This is a genomic window from Levilactobacillus senmaizukei DSM 21775 = NBRC 103853 (genome assembly GCF_001592085.1).
In the GTDB taxonomy this organism is placed as follows: Bacteria; Bacillota; Bacilli; order Lactobacillales; family Lactobacillaceae; genus Levilactobacillus; species Levilactobacillus senmaizukei.
This window is the reverse complement of record NZ_BCWD01000004.1, coordinates 23,557-41,086: the sequence shown is the minus strand read 5'-3', so window position 1 is coordinate 41,086 and position 17,530 is coordinate 23,557. Positions and strand designations below refer to the sequence as shown.

28 protein-coding genes are annotated in these 17,530 nt (G+C 46.0%); 1 reads left to right on the top strand and 27 read right to left on the bottom strand.

All coding sequences use genetic code 11. The features are described 5' to 3' along the window. Positions 1 to 135: 135 nt before the first annotated feature. The 27 genes from LSE01S_RS02385 to rpsL form a co-directional block, all read right to left on the bottom strand. Positions 136 to 786, bottom strand: a complete 651-nt coding sequence (locus LSE01S_RS02385; protein WP_305775254.1) for an adenylate kinase — start codon at positions 784 to 786, stop codon at positions 136 to 138. A 93-nt stretch (positions 787 to 879) separates the two neighbouring features. Further along, positions 880 to 2,190 carry a preprotein translocase subunit SecY gene (gene secY, locus LSE01S_RS02380; protein ID WP_061776030.1) on the bottom strand — a complete coding sequence of 437 codons (1,311 nt, stop codon included), beginning with the start codon at positions 2,188 to 2,190 and terminating at the stop codon, positions 880 to 882. Continuing rightward, positions 2,190 to 2,624 (bottom strand): 50S ribosomal protein L15, encoded by a 435-nt coding sequence (rplO, locus tag LSE01S_RS02375; protein WP_061776029.1) that lies wholly within the window; start codon positions 2,622 to 2,624, stop codon positions 2,190 to 2,192. The genes secY and rplO overlap by 1 nt, the downstream gene beginning before the upstream one ends. Before the next feature lie 35 nt (positions 2,625 to 2,659). Beyond that, a complete protein-coding gene (gene rpmD, locus LSE01S_RS02370) occupies positions 2,660 to 2,842 on the bottom strand; it encodes a 50S ribosomal protein L30 (protein WP_061776028.1) in 183 nt (60 codons plus the stop codon). Positions 2,843 to 2,856: 14 nt separating this feature from the next. Further along, on the bottom strand, positions 2,857 to 3,360 hold the full coding sequence (rpsE, locus tag LSE01S_RS02365; RefSeq protein ID WP_061776027.1) for a 30S ribosomal protein S5: 504 nt from the start codon (positions 3,358 to 3,360) through the stop codon (positions 2,857 to 2,859). Positions 3,361 to 3,382: 22 nt separating this feature from the next. Beyond that, positions 3,383 to 3,748 carry a 50S ribosomal protein L18 gene (gene rplR / locus LSE01S_RS02360; protein ID WP_061776026.1) on the bottom strand — a complete coding sequence of 122 codons (366 nt, stop codon included), beginning with the start codon at positions 3,746 to 3,748 and terminating at the stop codon, positions 3,383 to 3,385. 34 nt (positions 3,749 to 3,782) lie between these two features. Continuing rightward, entirely contained in the window at positions 3,783 to 4,319 is a 537-nt protein-coding gene (rplF, locus tag LSE01S_RS02355) for a 50S ribosomal protein L6 (protein WP_061776025.1), read from the bottom strand. Between the two features lie 30 nt (positions 4,320 to 4,349). Continuing rightward, positions 4,350 to 4,748, bottom strand: coding sequence for a 30S ribosomal protein S8 (gene rpsH / locus LSE01S_RS02350; protein ID WP_061776024.1), 399 nt, complete (start codon positions 4,746 to 4,748; stop codon positions 4,350 to 4,352). 33 nt (positions 4,749 to 4,781) lie between these two features. Next, positions 4,782 to 4,967, bottom strand: a complete 186-nt coding sequence (locus tag LSE01S_RS02345; RefSeq protein ID WP_061776023.1) for a type Z 30S ribosomal protein S14 — start codon at positions 4,965 to 4,967, stop codon at positions 4,782 to 4,784. Positions 4,968 to 4,987: 20 nt separating this feature from the next. Continuing rightward, on the bottom strand, positions 4,988 to 5,530 hold the full coding sequence (gene rplE / locus LSE01S_RS02340; protein WP_061776022.1) for a 50S ribosomal protein L5: 543 nt from the start codon (positions 5,528 to 5,530) through the stop codon (positions 4,988 to 4,990). 25 nt (positions 5,531 to 5,555) lie between these two features. After that, on the bottom strand, positions 5,556 to 5,867 hold the full coding sequence (gene rplX / locus LSE01S_RS02335) for a 50S ribosomal protein L24 (RefSeq protein ID WP_061776021.1): 312 nt from the start codon (positions 5,865 to 5,867) through the stop codon (positions 5,556 to 5,558). 35 nt (positions 5,868 to 5,902) lie between these two features. Then, positions 5,903 to 6,271, bottom strand: a complete 369-nt coding sequence (gene rplN, locus LSE01S_RS02330; protein ID WP_061776020.1) for a 50S ribosomal protein L14 — start codon at positions 6,269 to 6,271, stop codon at positions 5,903 to 5,905. 50 nt (positions 6,272 to 6,321) lie between these two features. Next, positions 6,322 to 6,588: a 30S ribosomal protein S17 gene (gene rpsQ, locus LSE01S_RS02325; protein ID WP_061776019.1), complete on the bottom strand. Its 267-nt coding sequence runs from the start codon at positions 6,586 to 6,588 to the stop codon at positions 6,322 to 6,324. 28 nt (positions 6,589 to 6,616) lie between these two features. Next, positions 6,617 to 6,811, bottom strand: a complete 195-nt coding sequence (gene rpmC / locus LSE01S_RS02320; protein WP_061776018.1) for a 50S ribosomal protein L29 — start codon at positions 6,809 to 6,811, stop codon at positions 6,617 to 6,619. Next, entirely contained in the window at positions 6,801 to 7,235 is a 435-nt protein-coding gene (gene rplP, locus LSE01S_RS02315) for a 50S ribosomal protein L16 (protein ID WP_061776017.1), read from the bottom strand. The genes rpmC and rplP overlap by 11 nt, the downstream gene beginning before the upstream one ends. 1 nt (position 7,236) lies before the next feature. Next, positions 7,237 to 7,896 (bottom strand): 30S ribosomal protein S3, encoded by a 660-nt coding sequence (rpsC, locus tag LSE01S_RS02310; RefSeq protein WP_061776016.1) that lies wholly within the window; start codon positions 7,894 to 7,896, stop codon positions 7,237 to 7,239. Positions 7,897 to 7,899: 3 nt separating this feature from the next. Next, positions 7,900 to 8,256 carry a 50S ribosomal protein L22 gene (rplV, locus tag LSE01S_RS02305; RefSeq protein ID WP_061776015.1) on the bottom strand — a complete coding sequence of 119 codons (357 nt, stop codon included), beginning with the start codon at positions 8,254 to 8,256 and terminating at the stop codon, positions 7,900 to 7,902. Positions 8,257 to 8,272: 16 nt separating this feature from the next. After that, positions 8,273 to 8,548 (bottom strand): 30S ribosomal protein S19, encoded by a 276-nt coding sequence (gene rpsS / locus LSE01S_RS02300; protein ID WP_061776014.1) that lies wholly within the window; start codon positions 8,546 to 8,548, stop codon positions 8,273 to 8,275. A 78-nt stretch (positions 8,549 to 8,626) separates the two neighbouring features. Next, on the bottom strand, positions 8,627 to 9,475 hold the full coding sequence (rplB, locus tag LSE01S_RS02295) for a 50S ribosomal protein L2 (RefSeq protein WP_061776013.1): 849 nt from the start codon (positions 9,473 to 9,475) through the stop codon (positions 8,627 to 8,629). A 26-nt stretch (positions 9,476 to 9,501) separates the two neighbouring features. Then, a complete protein-coding gene (rplW, locus tag LSE01S_RS02290; RefSeq protein ID WP_061776012.1) occupies positions 9,502 to 9,789 on the bottom strand; it encodes a 50S ribosomal protein L23 in 288 nt (95 codons plus the stop codon). Further along, entirely contained in the window at positions 9,789 to 10,412 is a 624-nt protein-coding gene (gene rplD, locus LSE01S_RS02285; protein ID WP_061776011.1) for a 50S ribosomal protein L4, read from the bottom strand. The genes rplW and rplD overlap by 1 nt, the downstream gene beginning before the upstream one ends. 21 nt (positions 10,413 to 10,433) lie before the next feature. Continuing rightward, positions 10,434 to 11,084, bottom strand: a complete 651-nt coding sequence (gene rplC / locus LSE01S_RS02280; RefSeq protein ID WP_061776010.1) for a 50S ribosomal protein L3 — start codon at positions 11,082 to 11,084, stop codon at positions 10,434 to 10,436. Positions 11,085 to 11,124: 40 nt separating this feature from the next. Then, positions 11,125 to 11,433, bottom strand: coding sequence for a 30S ribosomal protein S10 (rpsJ, locus tag LSE01S_RS02275; RefSeq protein ID WP_003638059.1), 309 nt, complete (start codon positions 11,431 to 11,433; stop codon positions 11,125 to 11,127). Positions 11,434 to 11,841: 408 nt separating this feature from the next. After that, positions 11,842 to 13,164, bottom strand: coding sequence for an MATE family efflux transporter (locus LSE01S_RS02270; protein WP_061776009.1), 1,323 nt, complete (start codon positions 13,162 to 13,164; stop codon positions 11,842 to 11,844). A gap of 152 nt (positions 13,165 to 13,316) precedes the next feature. Further along, complete coding sequence (gene fusA / locus LSE01S_RS02265) at positions 13,317 to 15,416, bottom strand: elongation factor G (RefSeq protein ID WP_061776008.1); 2,100 nt, start codon at positions 15,414 to 15,416, stop codon at positions 13,317 to 13,319. Positions 15,417 to 15,603: 187 nt separating this feature from the next. Further along, entirely contained in the window at positions 15,604 to 16,074 is a 471-nt protein-coding gene (gene rpsG / locus LSE01S_RS02260; protein WP_020090150.1) for a 30S ribosomal protein S7, read from the bottom strand. A gap of 78 nt (positions 16,075 to 16,152) precedes the next feature. Then, positions 16,153 to 16,566 carry a 30S ribosomal protein S12 gene (rpsL, locus tag LSE01S_RS02255; RefSeq protein WP_061776007.1) on the bottom strand — a complete coding sequence of 138 codons (414 nt, stop codon included), beginning with the start codon at positions 16,564 to 16,566 and terminating at the stop codon, positions 16,153 to 16,155. Between the two features lie 187 nt (positions 16,567 to 16,753). Between rpsL and LSE01S_RS02250 the strand changes: the two genes are divergently transcribed. Then, positions 16,754 to 17,488, top strand: a complete 735-nt coding sequence (locus LSE01S_RS02250) for a prepilin peptidase (RefSeq protein WP_082622300.1) — start codon at positions 16,754 to 16,756, stop codon at positions 17,486 to 17,488. Positions 17,489 to 17,530: the final 42 nt, after the last annotated feature.

Below are 17,530 nucleotides of genomic sequence, written 5' to 3'. Positions count from 1 at the left end.
AAATACACGTAAAAGCGGTAGGAACAAGGATCTTGCTCCCACCCAGCGCCTGCAGACAGCATAAAAGTGCCATTTGCAGGCTAAACCTGAATAAGTCTACCACATTTCTCACGTGGACGCAAGAACGAGAGATTCCTACAGGTTTTTCAGGATCTTTTCAATGTCGACGTAAACATCATCGATGTCCCGGTCACCATCAACAGTGAACAGTAAGTTTTTCTTGGTGTAGTAATCAATCAACGGTGTATTCATCTTTAAATTAACCGCTAACCGGTTCTTAACCGTTTCCGGCTTATCGTCCTCACGTTGATAGAAGTCATGACCTCCACAAACATCACAGGTACCTTCGACCTTAGGCTGCTTGTAGAGCTTATGGTACGTCGCACCACAAGTGCGGCAGATGTAACGAACCGAAAGCCGTTCGACCAAGACATCTGGTTCGACGTGGATATTAATCACGGCGTTGATGGTCCGTCCAAGTTCAGGCCCAAACGTATCGAGCGCCTCGGCTTGAACGATGGAACGAGGAAAACCATCCAACATGAACCCATCTTGAGTATCGTCTTTGGCCAACCGGTCACGAACGATGCCATTAGTAACTTCGTCCGGTACCAATTCACCCTTGTCGATAAATTTCTTCGCAGCCAAGCCCATCTCAGTTTCATCCTTCATTGCCGCACGGAAAATATCTCCCGTTGAAATATGTGGCAAATTGAATTCTTTGATAATCTTTTCAGCTTGCGTTCCTTTACCGGCACCCGGCAGACCCATGAGAATTAAATTCATTGCTGTCATGTTCATTCTCCTTACTTCGAAATTATTCGCCTGAAAAACACAAGCAGGTGTGCTAATAGAATCAACACACCCGCTGGAAACTCATTAAGCTGGTTCTGGATCTTGGATAAAGCCAACGTATTCGCGCTTCATCATTAATCCGTCAACTTGGCGCATAGTTTCAATGGCAACCCCAACCACAATTAAGAGGCTGGTACCACCTAAACCAATTGATTCGTTTAAGTCCCAGAGGTTCTGGGCAACTAACGGAAGTAAGGATACGAACCCAAGGAAGAGGGCCCCAACAGTGCTGAGGCGCATCAACAAATTGGAAACGTATGACTGTGTTTCGTGACCTGGCCAAACGCCTGGGATATAACTCCCCTGCTTTTGGAGGTTCTCGGCTAACTTTTCAGGGTTAACCTGAACGAACGCATAGAAGAACGTGAACACAACGATCAGAACTGTGTACAAAGTAGCACCATCTGGCGTTTGCATATTAAAGATGTTGGTCAGCGTCTGGTACCAGGCATCTTGGGAGTGAGTGTTTTGGAACGCCATCAAAATAGTTTGAGGCGTGGCAATAAACGAACTAGCAAAGATAACTGGAATAACACCGGCAACGTTAACCTTCAGAGGTAAGTAACTGTTATCAGCTGAACCGGAAACTCGACGCGTGTATTGAATCGGCACCCGACGTTCGGCCTGTTGGACCCACGTTACGAAGGTCACAACGATCAGCACTAGAACCAGTAAAGCAACTAAGAACAGCACACTCTTCCAAATAGTTCCCGTAGCAGCATCTACGAAGTAAGTCTTGTAAAGTTGGTAAACGGATTGCGGTGTCCGGGCAATAATCCCGGCAAAGATAATCATCGAAACGCCGTTACCCAAGCCCCGGTCGGTAATCATATCACCCATCCAGGTTGTCAACATGGTCCCACCAGTGAGGATTAACCCAATGGCAAAGTATGTTTGGATACTTGGATTTTGAACCAGCTTTAGTGAACTTAAGGCACTAAAACCAGCAGTAATCCCGATTGATTGAACAAAAGCCAAAACAATCGCTAAGTACCGTGTTGCTTGGTTCAGCTTACGCCGACCAACATCACCCTGCTTGCTCCATTCAACGAAGCGCGGAACGATGTCCATTTGTAGCAATTGAATAACGATTTGTGCGGTGATGTAGGGCGAAACCCCCATCGCAAAGATAGAATAGTTAGACAATCCACCACCACTAAAGGTATCTAGAATACTAACCAATCCAGAAGACGCAACGCTTTGAAGTGCCTTTGCGTTAATGCCGGGGACAGTAATGTAGGTACCCAACCGAAAGACAATCAAAACCATTAGAGTAAAGAGAATCTTATTACGGATATCTTTAATCTTAAAGGCGTTTTTCAAGCTTGATAGCATTAGATCACCTCAGTCTTACCACCAGCAGCTTCGATAGCTTCGGCAGCTGACTTGGAGAATTTGGCAGCCTTAACCGTCAACTTCTTCGTTAACTCACCGTTACCTAAGATCTTGATGCCAGCCTTTTCGTTTTTAACGATACCGGCTTCAACCAAGGCAGCTGGAGTCACTTCAGCACCATCATCAAAGACGTTCAAAGCAACTAAGTTTACGACAGCAAATTCCTTACGGTTAATGTTGGTAAACCCACGCTTTGGGATCCGACGATATAATGGCATTTGGCCCCCTTCAAAACCCAGACGAGTTTTGCTACGAGCTTTTTGACCTTTTTGGCCACGACCAGCGGTCTTACCATTACCAGATGAATCACCACGACCTACCCGGTTACGAACCTTCCGTGAGCCTTCAGCAGGTTTTAATTCATTCAACTTCATGCTATTGCGCACCTCCTTATTTAATGATATTAGAACTACTTAACTTCTTCAACCTTAATCAAGTGAGCAATCTGGAAAAGCGCACCGCGAGTAGCCGCGTTATCTGGTTGGATAACCGTGCTGTTAATCCGATTTAAACCCATTGCTTCCACAATCTTACGCTGTTTAGGGAGGCGGTGAGCAACACTATGAATTAAAGTAACTTTTAATTGAGCCATTTTAATACCCCTCCTTATTCAGCTAAGTGTTGAAGAGAGACACCACGGAGAGCGGCAACTTCTTCAGCCCGCTTCAACTCAGCTAAGCCAGCAAAAGTGGCCCGAACTGCGTTGACCGGTGTGTTAGAACCTAAACGCTTTGAAGTAACGTCGGCAACCCCAGCTAATTCCATGACGGAACGAACTGAACCACCAGCGGTAACTCCAGAACCTTCAGCGGCAGGCTTCAACATAATCTTGCCCCCACCATATTCACCAAGTACTTCGTGAGGAATGGTCGTTCCCACGATTGGAACTTCGATCAGGTTCTTACGTGCGGCTTCAACAGCCTTACGAATAGCTTCTGGGACTTCTTGAGCTTTACCAGTACCAAAGCCAACGTGACCGTTCTTATCGCCGACAATTACAAGCGCAGAAAACCGTAGACGACGGCCACCTTTTACAACCTTAGTAATCCGGTTGATAGCAACAACGTTGTCTTCAAGTTCTAACTTGTCGGGATCAATAAATTTTGCCATGTGTGGTTATTCCTCCTTACTGTTAAAATTTAAGCCCGTTTTCGCGAGCAGCTTCTGCCAATGCTTGAACACGGCCGTGGTATAAGTACCCGCCACGATCAAACACTACATTGGTAATTTTCTTTTCGACAGCACGCTTGGCAACCAAAGCACCAACAGCCTTAGCTTCGTCGGTCTTGTTTGCTTCGCTTACTTCGCTATCTAACGTCGAGGCACTAACAAGCGTGACACCCGCTACGTCATCAATGACTTGAGCGTAGATGTTTTTGTTAGAGCGGAAAACGTTTAAGCGTGGGCGTTCAGCATTCCCAGAAATTTTGTTACGAACACGCATATGACGCTTTTGACGTGTTTTGTTTTTATCTGGTTTAGTAATCAAAATAGTCACCTCTTTGTAAAATTATCAGCATTAAGCTGCGATACTACTTACCAGTTTTACCTTCACGAATTCGAACATATTCGTTTTCGTAACGGATACCCTTACCTTTGTAAGGTTCTGGTGAACGAACGGCACGAATTTCAGCAGCGAAGTCACCGACTTCTTGCTTACTGATACCGGAAATGTTGATAGTGGTGTTATCTGGAACCTTGACGTCCAAGGTTTCAGGAATAGCCATTTCAACAGGGTTAGAATAACCAACGCTCAATACCAAAGTCTTACCCTTAGCTTGAACACGGTAACCAACACCGACCAGCTTCAAGGTCTTTGCGAAGCCCTTAGCAACACCTTCAACCATGTTGTTTAAGTTGGCACGCATCGTCCCGTGAAGTGCACGGGTTTTGTTGTTGTTGTCAGGACGGTCGAAATCAACGGCACCGTCACTAATCTTCATTGAAATAACGTTAGAGAACGTCCGGGTTAATTCACCCTTAGGACCTTTAACAGTTACTTGATCGCCGTCGCGTTTAACTTCAACGCCTTCAGGAACATTAACAGTCTTATAACCAATACGACTCACTGAAAGGCACCTCCTATCTTTTAAAAGTTATTACCAAACGTAAGCGAGTACTTCGCCACCGATTTTCTTTGCTCGAGCTTCTTTATCAGTGACAACACCTTCAGAAGTTGAGATGATGGCGATACCCAAACCGTTTAATACCTTTGGAACAGAGTCGGCCTTAACGTATGAACGTAAGCCGGGCTTTGAAATACGCTTTAAACCACTGATAACGCGTTGGTTATCCTTACCGTACTTAAGGAAAACACGGATGATACCTTGCTTGTCATCATCGATGTATTCAACATTACGGATGAAACCTTCGCGCTTCAGGATTTCAGCGATGTCACGTTTAATTTTAGATGCAGGTACTTCGAGTGATTCGTGACGAACCATGTTGGCGTTACGAATACGCGTCAAGAAGTCTGCAATAGGATCAGTCATGGACATTAACGTTTACCCTCCCTTTGTTTAAAATTCGTGTTACCAGCTAGCCTTCTTCATGCCAGGGATTTGACCCTTGTGGGCAAGATCGCGCATGCAGATACGGCAAAGATGGAACTTTTGATAAACAGAGTGTGGACGTCCACAACGTTCGCAACGAGTGTAATTCTGAGTAGAGAACTTCGCAGGACGCTTGTTCTTAGCAATTTGAGATTTCTTAGCCAATTTGTGTGAACCTCCTTGTATTAGTGTGCGAACGGCATACCGAATTGAGTCAATAATTCACGTGACTCTTCATCAGTGTTAGCCGTCGTAACGATAACGATGTCCAAACCACGAACACGGTTAACGTTATCAAAGTTAATTTCTGGGAAAATCAGTTGTTCCTTAACACCCAGCGTGTAGTTCCCACGACCATCAAAGGCACGGGAGCTAACACCATGGAAGTCACGAACACGTGGTAATGACACGTTTACCAATTTGTCCAGGAATTCGTACATACGGTCTCCACGAAGGGTGACCTTAGCACCGATTGACATGCCTTCACGAAGACGGAAGGTTGCGATTGACTTCTTGGCCTTAGTAACCAAAGGCTTTTGACCAGAAATCAAACCAAGCTCTTCAACGGCTTCGTCAAGGTTCTTAGCGTTGGCAACAGCATCACCAACACCCATGTTCAATACGATTTTTTCAATCTTAGGTGTCTGCATAACAGAACTGTAATTGAATTTTTCCACCAATGCTGGTGTAATTTCACTAACGTATTTATCTTTTAAACGAGCTGACATGAAATGAGGTTCCTCCTTTCAATGATTATTTGTCGATGGTTTCGCCGGACTTTTTAGAGAACCGGACTTTGTGACCATCTTCAACTCGAACGCCAAGCCGGGTTGGTTCGTTGTTCGAAGGATCGACGAGCATAACATTAGATGCGTGAATTGGTGCTTCAATATCAATAATTCCGCCTTGGGGATTAGTTTGAGAAGCTTTTTGGTGCTTCTTAATCATATTGACGCCTTTAACGATCACGCGGTTCTTAGCGTTCAGAACTTTAGAAACAGTTCCTTCTTTGCCTTTATCTTTGCCAGCGATCACGCGGACCTTGTCACCAGTTTTAATAAGCATTCCTGTGGGCACCTCCTTGTTAAAACAATTCTTGATTACAGTACTTCGGGTGCTAATGAGATAATCTTCATGTAGTCGTTGTCACGTAATTCACGTGCAACTGGCCCAAAGATCCGAGTCCCTTGTGGGCTCTTGTCGTCTTTAATCAGCACTGCAGCATTTTCATCGAAGCTGATGTAAGTCCCATCGTTACGACGTACACGAGACTTCGTACGTACAACAACAGCCTTTACAACATCACCTTTTTTGACAACGCCACCTGGTGTTGCTTGTTTGACAGTAGCAACGATAATATCACCAATTCCGGCGTAGCGACGCTTGGAGCCACCCAGAACCTTGATCGTCAGGATTTCCCGGGCGCCGGAGTTGTCGGCAACCTTTAATCGACTTTCTTGTTGGATCACAGCTAGTGTCCTCCCTTCAGTTCTAGTTCAGAATACGATAAAAACGACACCTAAATGATTACTGCTTTTTCAACAATGTCGACTAAGCGGAACCGCTTGGTAGCAGACATTGGCCGCGTTTCCATGATCGTAACAACATCGCCCGTGTGAGCTTCATTGTTTTCATCATGTGCCTTGTACTTCTTGGAGTACTTGACACGCTTGCCATATCTTGCATCCGTCTTCGTCGTTTCTACGACGACAGTGATCGTTTTGTCCATTTTATCGGAAACAACACGACCCCGATATACCTTACGGTGATTACGTGCATCACTCATGTATTAGTGACCTCCTTTTTATCGTATTCTACTTGTTCAGTTCTTGTTGGCGAAGAGCGGTTTTAATCCGCGCAATGTTCTTACGAACTTGCTTCAACCGTGCGGTGTTTTCCAACTGGCCAGTTGCTAATTGGAAACGTAGGTTAAATAATTCGTCCTTGTAGCTCTTTTCTTTATCGAGCATTTCAGCAGTGGTTAAGTCGTTGATTTCTTTAGTCTTCATTAGATTCGCCACCTACTTCCTCTCGAGTTAATACCTTGGTACGAACGGGAAGCTTCATGGCAGCTAAACGTAAGGCTTCGCGAGCGGTCTCTTCTGAAACGCCACCCACTTCAAACATAACCTTACCACGCTTGACTGGGGCTACCCAGCCAGCAGGCGTACCTTTACCATTACCCATCCGGACCCCAACACCTTTTTCAGTGTAGGATTTGTGAGGGAAAATCTTAATCCAGACCTTCCCGCCACGCTTCATATAACGAGTGATTGCAACACGGGCTGCTTCGATTTGACGGTTCGTGATCCAATGAGAATCAAGAGCTTGTAAACCAAAGTCACCAAAAGCAACACTCTTACCACCCTTGGCTTCGCCACGAAGCTTACCACGGTGGACACGACGGAACTTTACTCGCTTAGGTACCAGCATGCTATTTCCCTCCTTGTCCGTTAGTTTGTTTCTTTTCAGGTAAAATTTCACCACGGTAGATCCAAGTCTTAACACCCAGAGAACCGTAAGTTGTATGAGCTTCTACCCATGCATAATCGATGTCCGCACGTAACGTGTGCAGAGGAACTGTACCTTCAGCATAGCTTTCGACACGGGACATATCAGCACCGTTCAAACGACCAGCAACTTGCGTCTTAATACCCTTGGCACCAGAACGCATAGTCCGTTGCATCGTCCCACGCATAGCGCGACGGAAAGCAACACGGCCTTCCAATTGACGAGCAATGTTTTCGCCGACCAATTTGGCATCCAAATCTGGCTTCTTGATTTCCACGATGTTGATGTGGACACGCTTGCCAGTTAAGTCGTTTAACTCCTTACGGAGATTTTCAACTTCGGAACCACCCTTACCAATAACCATACCTGGCTTGGCAGTGTGAATTGAGATGTTGACGCGGTTTGCAGCCCGTTCAATCTCAACAGTTGATACTGAAGCATCTTCAAGACGCTTTTCGATGAATTTACGGATTTGAAGGTCTTCCTTCAGGTAAGCAGCGAAATCCTTTTCAGCATACCACTTTGCTTCCCAGTCGCGAATGATACCGACCCGTAATCCAGTTGGATTTACTTTTTGACCCACGCGTTATCCCTCCTCTTTTTCAGATACAACAACCGTAATGTGACTCGTACGCTTGTTGATTGGTGAAGCAGAGCCTTTGGCACGAGGACGGAACCGCTTAAGGGTTGGTCCTTCGTTCACATAGGCTTCGCTAACAACTAAGTCTTGACGATCTAAGTCAAAATTGTTTTCTGCGTTAGCAATTGCAGAGTTTAAAACTTTCGTCACAACCGGTGATGCTCCACGGGGTGTGAACTGTAAGATAGCTAGCGCTTCTGCGACGCTCTTGCCGCGGATAAGATCGATGACAAGGCGGATTTTGCGAGCAGCAATCCGAACCGTCTTGGCAGTCGCTTGCGCTGATGTAACTTGTTCAGCCATTAGTTAATCCTCCTTATCAACGAGTTTTTTTGTCGTCGCCACCATGACCACGGAAAGTCCGGGTTGGTACGAATTCGCCAAGCTTGTGGCCTACCATGTCTTCTTGAACGTAAACTGGTACATGCTTCCGTCCATCATAAACAGCAATGGTATAACCAATGAAGCTAGGGAAAATAGTAGACCGACGGGACCAGGTCTTGATGACGGCCTTCTTGTCAGAATCTTTCTGTGCGTTAATCTTGTTTAACAAGTGCGCATCGGCGAAAGGTCCTTTTTTCAAACTACGACCCATTATGAAACCTCCTCTACTTGTGGCGCATCGTCTATAACGATGAACACCAGGTCTCTTGACATCCGGTTAACCGGATTATTACATCTTGGAACCTTTACGGTGACGAACAATGAACTTCTCAGTCTTGTTCTTCTTAGAACGCGTCTTCTTACCAACAGTCTTCTTACCCCATGGAGAAAGAGGAGATGGTAACCCAACGGGAGCCTTACCTTCACCACCACCATGTGGGTGATCGTTAGGGTTCATAACTGACCCACGAACGTGAGGACGTTGACCAGCCCAACGAGTACGGCCAGCTTTACCAACGTTAACTAATTCATGTTCTTCGTTACCTACGGCACCGATAGTTGCACGGTTAACCTTCAGAACCATCCGAACTTCACCAGATGATAACCGAACTAACACGTACTTGTCGTCGTTAGCCTTACCTAACAATTGAGCTGAGGTACCAGCAGAACGGACCAATTGGCCACCCTTGCCAGGCTTCAATTCAATGTTGTGAATAACAGTCCCAAAAGGAATGTTAGCTAATGGCAAAGTGTTACCAATCTTGATATCGGCTTCAGGACCAGATTGAACTTTGTCGCCAACCTTTAAGCCCTTAGGTGCGATGATGTAAGATTTGATACCATCGGCGTAAACAAGTAAAGCAATGTTAGCGGTCCGGTTAGGGTCGTATTCGATTGCCTTAACAGTTGCTGGAACATCATCCTTAATACGCTTAAAGTCGATGATCCGGTATTGACGCTTGTTACCACCGCCACGATGACGGACAGTCATCTTCCCAGCATTGTTACGGCCGGCAGAATGACTTTGTGAATCAAGCAATGACTTTTCAGGAGTCGTCTTAGTGATGACGTCTTTGTAAACCAAACCCGTCATATTACGACGACCATTGCTTGTTGGTTTGTATTTCTTAATCGCCACGTTATTTCCCTCCTATAATTGAAATTTTAGTCTTCGTTGAAGAACTTGATTTCTTTTGAGTCGGCAGATAAGCTGACAATAGCCTTACGACGCTTCTTAGTGAAGCCTTCGTAACGACCTTGACGCTTCTTCTTACCTTTTAAGTTCATGATGTTGACCTTAACGACCTTAACGTCAAAGATGTCTTCAATGGCATGCTTGACTTGTGTCTTGGTTGCTCGTAAATCAACGTCAAAGGTGTAACGCTTTTCATCCATGGTTGCCATCGTTGCTTCAGTGACAACTGGACGTAAAATAATGTCGCGTGATTCCATTATGCGAGCACCTCCTCTACTTGAGAAAGAGCTGGTTGGGTAATCACTAACTTATCGGCATCAGCAACATCGAGGACATTCAAGCCTTTGGCAGGAATTACCTTAACGTTAGCTAAGTTCCGGGCTGCTAATGCAGCAACAACGTTATCGTCTTCAAGGACAACTAACGTCTTGGTCGTGACATTCAAACCAGCCAGCACTGCAGCAAATTCTTTCGTCTTAGGAGCGTCAAAAGCTAATGCGTCTACAACGACGAAGCTTTCATCCAGAACCTTTTGTGAAAGAACTGACTTCAATGCTAAACGGCTAACCTTCTTAGGAAGGCGGTAACTGTATGAGCGAGGGGTTGGTCCAAAGACCACACCACCACCGACCCATTGTGGTGAACGAATGGAACCTTGACGTGCCCGACCAGTACCTTTTTGACGCCATGGCTTCTTACCACCACCACGAACTGCACTCCGGTTTTTTACGGCGTGAGTCCCTTGGCGCATGGAAGCTCGTTGCATCAAAATCGTGTCGAATACGACATTTTCGTTAGGCTCGATGCCGAATACATCGGCGTTCAAATCAACATTGCCGTTTTGGCTACCATCTTGTTTGTATAATGCTACGCTTGTCATTTAATTATCCTCCCTTCCTAATTATTTTTCAGATTGCTTAGGACGTGGTGGGCGAACAGCACTCTTAACCGTAACGAGTGACTTGTTGGCACCAGGCACATTACCTTTAATCAACAGAACGTTGTTATCAACATCTGCCTTTACAACGACAAGGTTCTGGATAGTAACACGCTTGTTACCCATCCGACCTGGAAGCTTCATGCCAGGGAATACCCGGTTAATGATGGCACCCAGTGAACCTGGACGACGGTGGTAACGAGAACCATGGGCCATAGGGCCACGGCTTTGGCCGTCCTTGTGAATGTTACCTTGGTATCCATGACCTTTTGTGATACCGGTGACATCAACGATGTCTCCTGCTTGGAAGGTATCAACTTTAACTTCATCTGCTACCTTGTAATCTCCCAGCTCAACATCTTTGAATTCACGAATGAAGCGCTTAGGAGTCGTGTTTGCTTTTGCTACATGACCTTGTTCGGGCTTATTGCTGAGTACTTCACGCTTGTCTTGGTAACCAAGTTGGATAGCATTGTAACCGTCGTTTTCCATCGTCTTAACTTGTAACACAACGTTTGGCGTTGCTTCGACGACAGTAACTGGGATTAATTCACCTGCTTCTGTGAAGACTTGCGTCATCCCGACCTTTTTCCCTAAGATTCCTTTTGTGGTCATGAGTACACCTCCGATTATATTGTATTAGTTGCTTTGAAAATTATAACTTGATTTCGATGTCAACACCGCTAGGCAGGTCGAGCTTCATTAATGAGTCAACTGTCTTTGGCGTTGGGTTAACGATATCAATCAAACGCTTGTGCGTCCGCATTTCGAATTGTTCACGTGAGTCCTTAAACTTATGTGGTGAACGTAATACGGTGTAAATCGTCCGTTCAGTTGGTAATGGAATTGGACCAGAAATAGTGGCACCAGTTCTCTTAGCTGTTTCAACGATCTTGTCCGCTGATTGGTCAAGGATACGATGTTCGTATGCCTTCAACCGAATCCGAATTTTTTGTTTTGCCATTGTGTTCCCTCCTTCGTCTATTTTAAAAATAAGACTAACTCCGTGGAAATTCCCGCCACACCCTCATGGCAAAGCGGCCGGGTGTGTCGCAATCTCCCACATCATCGCTTAAACTTTTGAGCTTACCCCGTGGGCACAAAAATACCCTCAGAAATTCAGCACTTGACTATCATACTAAATAAAGTGCCGCATGACAAGGCTTTTCGGGGAATTTCCCAAATCTTTTTGTGAAATAAGGGTCGGCTTCATCAGTCATAACTTTATCGAACGAATATAAATAATTTCATCTTTGATTCTTGTCCATTTTTTTGACTTGGGAATTAACTTTACCTATTAATATAGAAGCTTTATGCCCCTATCATAATCTACAAACGCCAACAAGTACTGTCTCGTAAGCGCTAAGGGCCATTAGGCCGGGCGTTTAAAAATGGTGCGAGCCAGTCCCAATCCCAGTAGACAGGTTACCACATCCGCTGCTGGCTGGGCCCAAATAATCCCGTTGTATCCAAAGAGCCTTGCAGCTACAACGATCATGAAATAAAACACGATCCCTTGCCGGGCAATCGACATAATAAATGCCCCACCAGCTTTACCAGTACTTTGAAAGACCGTCGTATAGACCAGTATTGCCCCGACAAATGGTGTCGTAGACAGGAATGCCCGTAGCATCAGCGTACCAGCCGTAATAACCGCCGAATCTTTCAAGAAAAGACCAATGATTTGCGGCGCAAGTACCATCATAATCACTGCTACCACTAAGGCGTAGCCGACTTCAATTAACAGGTCAAACCGTAAAACCCGACGAAATCGTTCCATTGCCTGGGCCCCATAGGTGTAGCCTACCAAGGGCTGAGCACCAAACGCAAAGCCGATCATGACTAACATCACAATTAGATAGACCTTAAGAACAATCCCCATGGCGGCTACCCGAGTTGGCCCATAATTTGCCAAATAACGGTTCAAAACGGTCGTTCCGAAAGCCTGCATGATATTGGTGAGAGCCCCGGGAATACCGATAAATAAAATCTGGCGAACTAATTGCCAATTAACTCGACTCTGACGGATATCAATCGAAATTACTCGACAGTAACGTTTCGTTTGCCAAACCAGCACGATAGCCGAAACGCTATACCCAATAACTGTGGCTAATGCTGCCCCAGCTGCTCCCATCCCCATCGGAAAGATTAGGATAGGGTCCAGGATAATCGTGACTCCGGTACCAATCATCGTGCCAACCATCGACTGGGTTGCAAACCCTTCAGTTCGAATAAGGTTACCCGGCACTAACGACACCATGATGGGCACCGCTCCGAAAACCATGATTCGATAAAACTGTCTGGCATACGGGGCCGTGGCAGTTGTCGCACCAAACAAACCTAAAATTGGTTTCGTAAACAGTAATAGAAAGATGGTTACCACAACGCCGGCAACTAAAGCCCCATACAAACAAAAGCTGCTCACCCGACGTCCTGTGGCATAGTCTTTCTCTCCTAATAAGCGAGAGATCAGTGAGCTCCCGCCCAAGCCAAAGATATCACCCAAGGCCAAAAGAAGTGAAAATAGTGGCGTGCACAACGCCACTCCGGCAACGAGGTCCGTATTTTGCGTTTGCGCGACAAAATAAGTGTCTGCTAGGTTATAGACCATACTAGCAACCATGCCAAGAACCACCGGCAACGCTAACTTGAAATATGCTTTAGGGATTGGTGCTCGTTCAAATAACTCTTCCATGATTCTCAAACCACCTCAATAACTTTGTCTGCTCTAACTTCAATGTTGACCACTATTATACCGCACAAGCGGCACAGACCGTGGTTAAAATTTTCAGCAAAAAAAGCACGTCCCTACCGAAGTAGAGACATGCTTTTTGAAAAATGACAGGACTAGTCTTCGACTGGAGTGCCACCGTTCTTCTTGATAATGTCAGCTTGAACGCTCTTAGGCGTTGGTTCGTAGTGGTCAAACGTCATGGTAAAGGTACCACGACCTTGAGATGCAGAACGTAACGTCGTCGCGTAACCGAACATTTCGGATAACGGAACGAATGAATGAATCATTTGTGCGTTACCACGTGCTTCCATACCATCAACCTTACCACGACGTGCGGTAACTTGGCCCATGATATCACCCATGTATTCTTCAGGAACCATGATATCAACCTTCATGATTGGTTCAAGAATAACTGGACCGGCACTTTGAACAGCCTTACGTAAAGCCAATGATGCAGCAACCTTAAAGGCAGCTTCACTAGAATCGACTTCATGGTAACTACCATCGTATAACTTGGCCTTAACGTCAACCAATGGGTAACCGGCTAAGACACCGTTTGCCATGGCTTCCTTCAGACCTTGGTCAACTGAAGGGATAAATTCACGAGGAACAACCCCACCGACGATGGCGTCTTCGAATTCGTAACCCTTACCACGTTCGTTAGGGGTGAATTCAATCCAAACGTCACCATATTGACCTTTACCACCAGATTGACGAACGAACTTACCTTGGACCTTAGTTGACTTCGTGAAGGCTTCACGGTAGGCAACTTGTGGGGCACCAATGTTAGCTTCAACCTTGAATTCACGCTTCATCCGGTCGATGATGATATCCAAAGCCAGTTCACCCATCCCAGCAAGTAAAGTTTCACCAGTTTCAGGGTTCGTTTCAGCCTTCAAAGTTGGGTCTTCTTCAGAAAGTTTCTGAAGAGCAACGTTCATCTTTGCTTGGTCAGCCTTCGTCTTTGGTTCAATGGCAACCTGGATAACTGGTTCAGGGAAGTCCATTGATTCCAAATGTAATGGGTGATCTGGGTCAGTCAAAGAATCACCAGTAGTGGTGTTCTTCAAACCGATGGCCCCAGCAATATCACCGGAGAAGACTTCTGGAATTTCTTGACGGTGATTTGAATGCATTTGCAGCAAACGACCAACCCGTTCACGCTTGTCCTTCGTAGCGTTCAATACGTAAGAACCAGCTTCCAGAGTACCGGAGTAAACCCGGATGTAAGTCAAACGACCAACGAATGGGTCAGTTGCCACCTTAAATGCTAAGGCAGCGAATGGCGCGTCATCATCGGCACGTAATTCAACGGCTTCTTCAGTGTCAGGAACAGTTGCGTTGTATGGCTTAACATCCAATGGGGATGGTAAGTAGTCCACAACGGCATCCATTAACATCTGAACACCCTTATCCTTGAAGGCAGAACCGGCGAAGACTGGGAATAATTCCAGCTTCAACGTTGCCCGACGGATAGCGGCCTTCAATTCGGCTTTGGTGATTTCTTCACCTTCGAGGTACTTTTCCATGATTTCATCGTCAACGTCAGCAACGCTTTCGATCATAGCTTCATGACGCTTTTGGGCTTCTTCCTTCATATCATCAGGAATGTCAACCGTATCCCATGAAGAACCTAATTCATCCTTATCGTAGACGTAGGCTTTCATTTCGATTAAGTCAACCACACCGGTAAAGTCGTCTTCGGCACCAATAGTCATTTGCAATGCAAGTGCATTAGCTTGTAAACGTTCGTGGATTGAGTTAACTGAGAAGTCGAAGTCGGCACCCAGCTTGTCCATCTTGTTTACGAAAACAATACGTGGAACGTCGAAGTCAGATGCTTGACGCCAAACCGTTTCAGTTTGAGGTTCAACACCAGCTTGGGCATCCAATACGGCAACGGCACCATCTAAGACACGGAGGGAACGTTCAACTTCAACAGTAAAGTCAACGTGTCCTGGGGTATCAATGATGTTGATCCGGTGCTTCTTCCATTCCGCAGTAGTCGCTGCAGAAGTGATGGTAATCCCACGTTCTTGTTCTTGGGCCATCCAGTCCATTTGTGAAGCCCCATCGTGGGTTTCACCAATCTTATGGATTTTACCAGTATAATACAGGATACGCTCAGTAGTCGTCGTCTTCCCGGCATCGATGTGGGCCATGATACCGATGTTACGCGTCTTCTCAAGCGGAAATTCACGAGTATTAGCCATGATTAATGTGTAACTCCTCTCAAAATTGATCGTAGATTGTGCCAAAAGGTGGCTACCATCATCATATTGATTTAGTAGCCACCTCTCGATTAAAGGATTACTCCCTTAAGCCAGAGACGAGAATGTTAACAACATTCCGCTCCAACATTTTATCACACTGTGGGCAACGCAGTGCAACAGGTGCTTCCTACCAACGGTAGTGAGCGAAGGCACGGTTGGCATCAGCCATCCGGTGAGTGTCTTCACGCTTCTTAACAGCTGCACCCGTATTGTTAGCAGCATCCATGATTTCACGAGCAAGTCGTTCAACCATCGTATGTTCGCCACGAAGACGAGAATACTGCACCATCCACCGAAGGCCTAAAGTAGTCCGACGGTCTGGACGAACTTCGATTGGAACTTGGTAGTTTGACCCACCAACACGCCGAGCCTTAACTTCCAAGACTGGCATAACGTTCTTCATTGCTTCTTCGAAGACTTCCACTGGATCGTTACCGGTTTCGTTCTTAATGATGTCAAATGCACCATAAATGATTTTAGTTGAAGTACCACGTTTCCCATCCATCATCGTGTGGTTGATCAGACGAGTGACCAACTTTGAATTGTAAATTGGATCAGGAAGGACTTCACGCTTTTGTACGTTTCCTTTTCTAGGCATTGTTAATATCCTCCTTGAAATGCTGTTACAGATCGTTTGACGGGAACCGTGCAAACGACCCTAAATTTCGATCTCGGTCTAGCCCTTAGGCTTCTTAGTCCCATACTTGGAACGACCTTGACGACGGTCAGTAACCCCGGCAGTATCGAGGGCCCCACGAATAACGTGGTAACGAACCCCAGGTAAATCCTTTACCCGGCCGCCCCGGATAAGCACAACACTATGTTCTTGCAAGTTGTGGCCAATACCAGGAATGTAAGCAGTCACTTCAATTAAGTTTGACAACCGTACACGTGCATATTTCCGTAAAGCTGAGTTAGGCTTCTTTGGCGTCATGGTACCGACACGAGTAGCAACCCCGCGCTTTTGTGGAGCTGGATTCTTAACTTGAGCTTTCTTGAAACTGTTATACCCGAAGTTTAAAGCTGGGGCATCTGATTTAGAACTTTTAGATTTACGACCTTTACGCACCAATTGGTTGATAGTAGGCATCTAAATAGTCCTCCTTTCTTTAGTCATTCTAGAGTGTAAGTCCACACATCCAGGTGGTTCATTTTTCTAGAAAGAAAAAAGCCACCCAGAAGAGGATTCAATTGAAGTGTCCTTCTCACCGTCAGTCAGCATGTCTGGTAGTGAATACCCGAGACCTGTCTGCGAAAAGCACCTTTAATAGAATACCATGCCAGAAATGCCCTGTCAACAACCGTTTCTGGCAATTACCCACAAAGAATTCCGAGCCGTTGTCGGAGGTACCTTCGAGGTGAACCTAATGATGACTTTTTTCTTATTTATTTACGGAACGTGCCTGGGGTCGACCGCCATGGCCCTAGCTATTCGCTACACGCAGGGGGAATCTGCCTGGTGGCCCCGTTCTCACTGTGATATTTGTCATCAAGCTCTCCCCCACTGGCAACTCTGGCCAATCGTCAGTTTTATCGCTCTTCGCGGCCGCTGCTTTTACTGCAAGACCCGTCTAAGTCCAATCAGTCTGTTCGTGGAGGTCACCATCGGCATCCTGGCAACCACCATCGGGAATAGCCATAGCTTGTTGGTTGTAACCTGGCTGATCATGTGGAGTTACGCGGCACTGTGTGACCGAGTCTCCCTCACCTTCCCTGGCTGGATTAGCTATATGGGCTTGTATCTCAGCGTCGGTGATCGGCCACCATTATTCCTCACCCTAGTCCTGTTCACCACCATCGGCCACTTTGCTTGGCAACACTGGTCTCACCCACTGCTAGGTGATGGCGATGTCGACCTGATTCTGCAATATACACTAATTTTCGGCCTTGAAATGCTTGGACCCTGGCTTGCTTCAGCATGTTTAATGGCTTTGGTCACACATGGCAATAACCAGCGACGGCAGGCCTTCATTCCCTGGCTAACCCTGAGCGCCATCATGTGGTGGCTATGAGCAAACAAAAAAGAACCCACCAAATGGCGGGTTCTTTTGAAC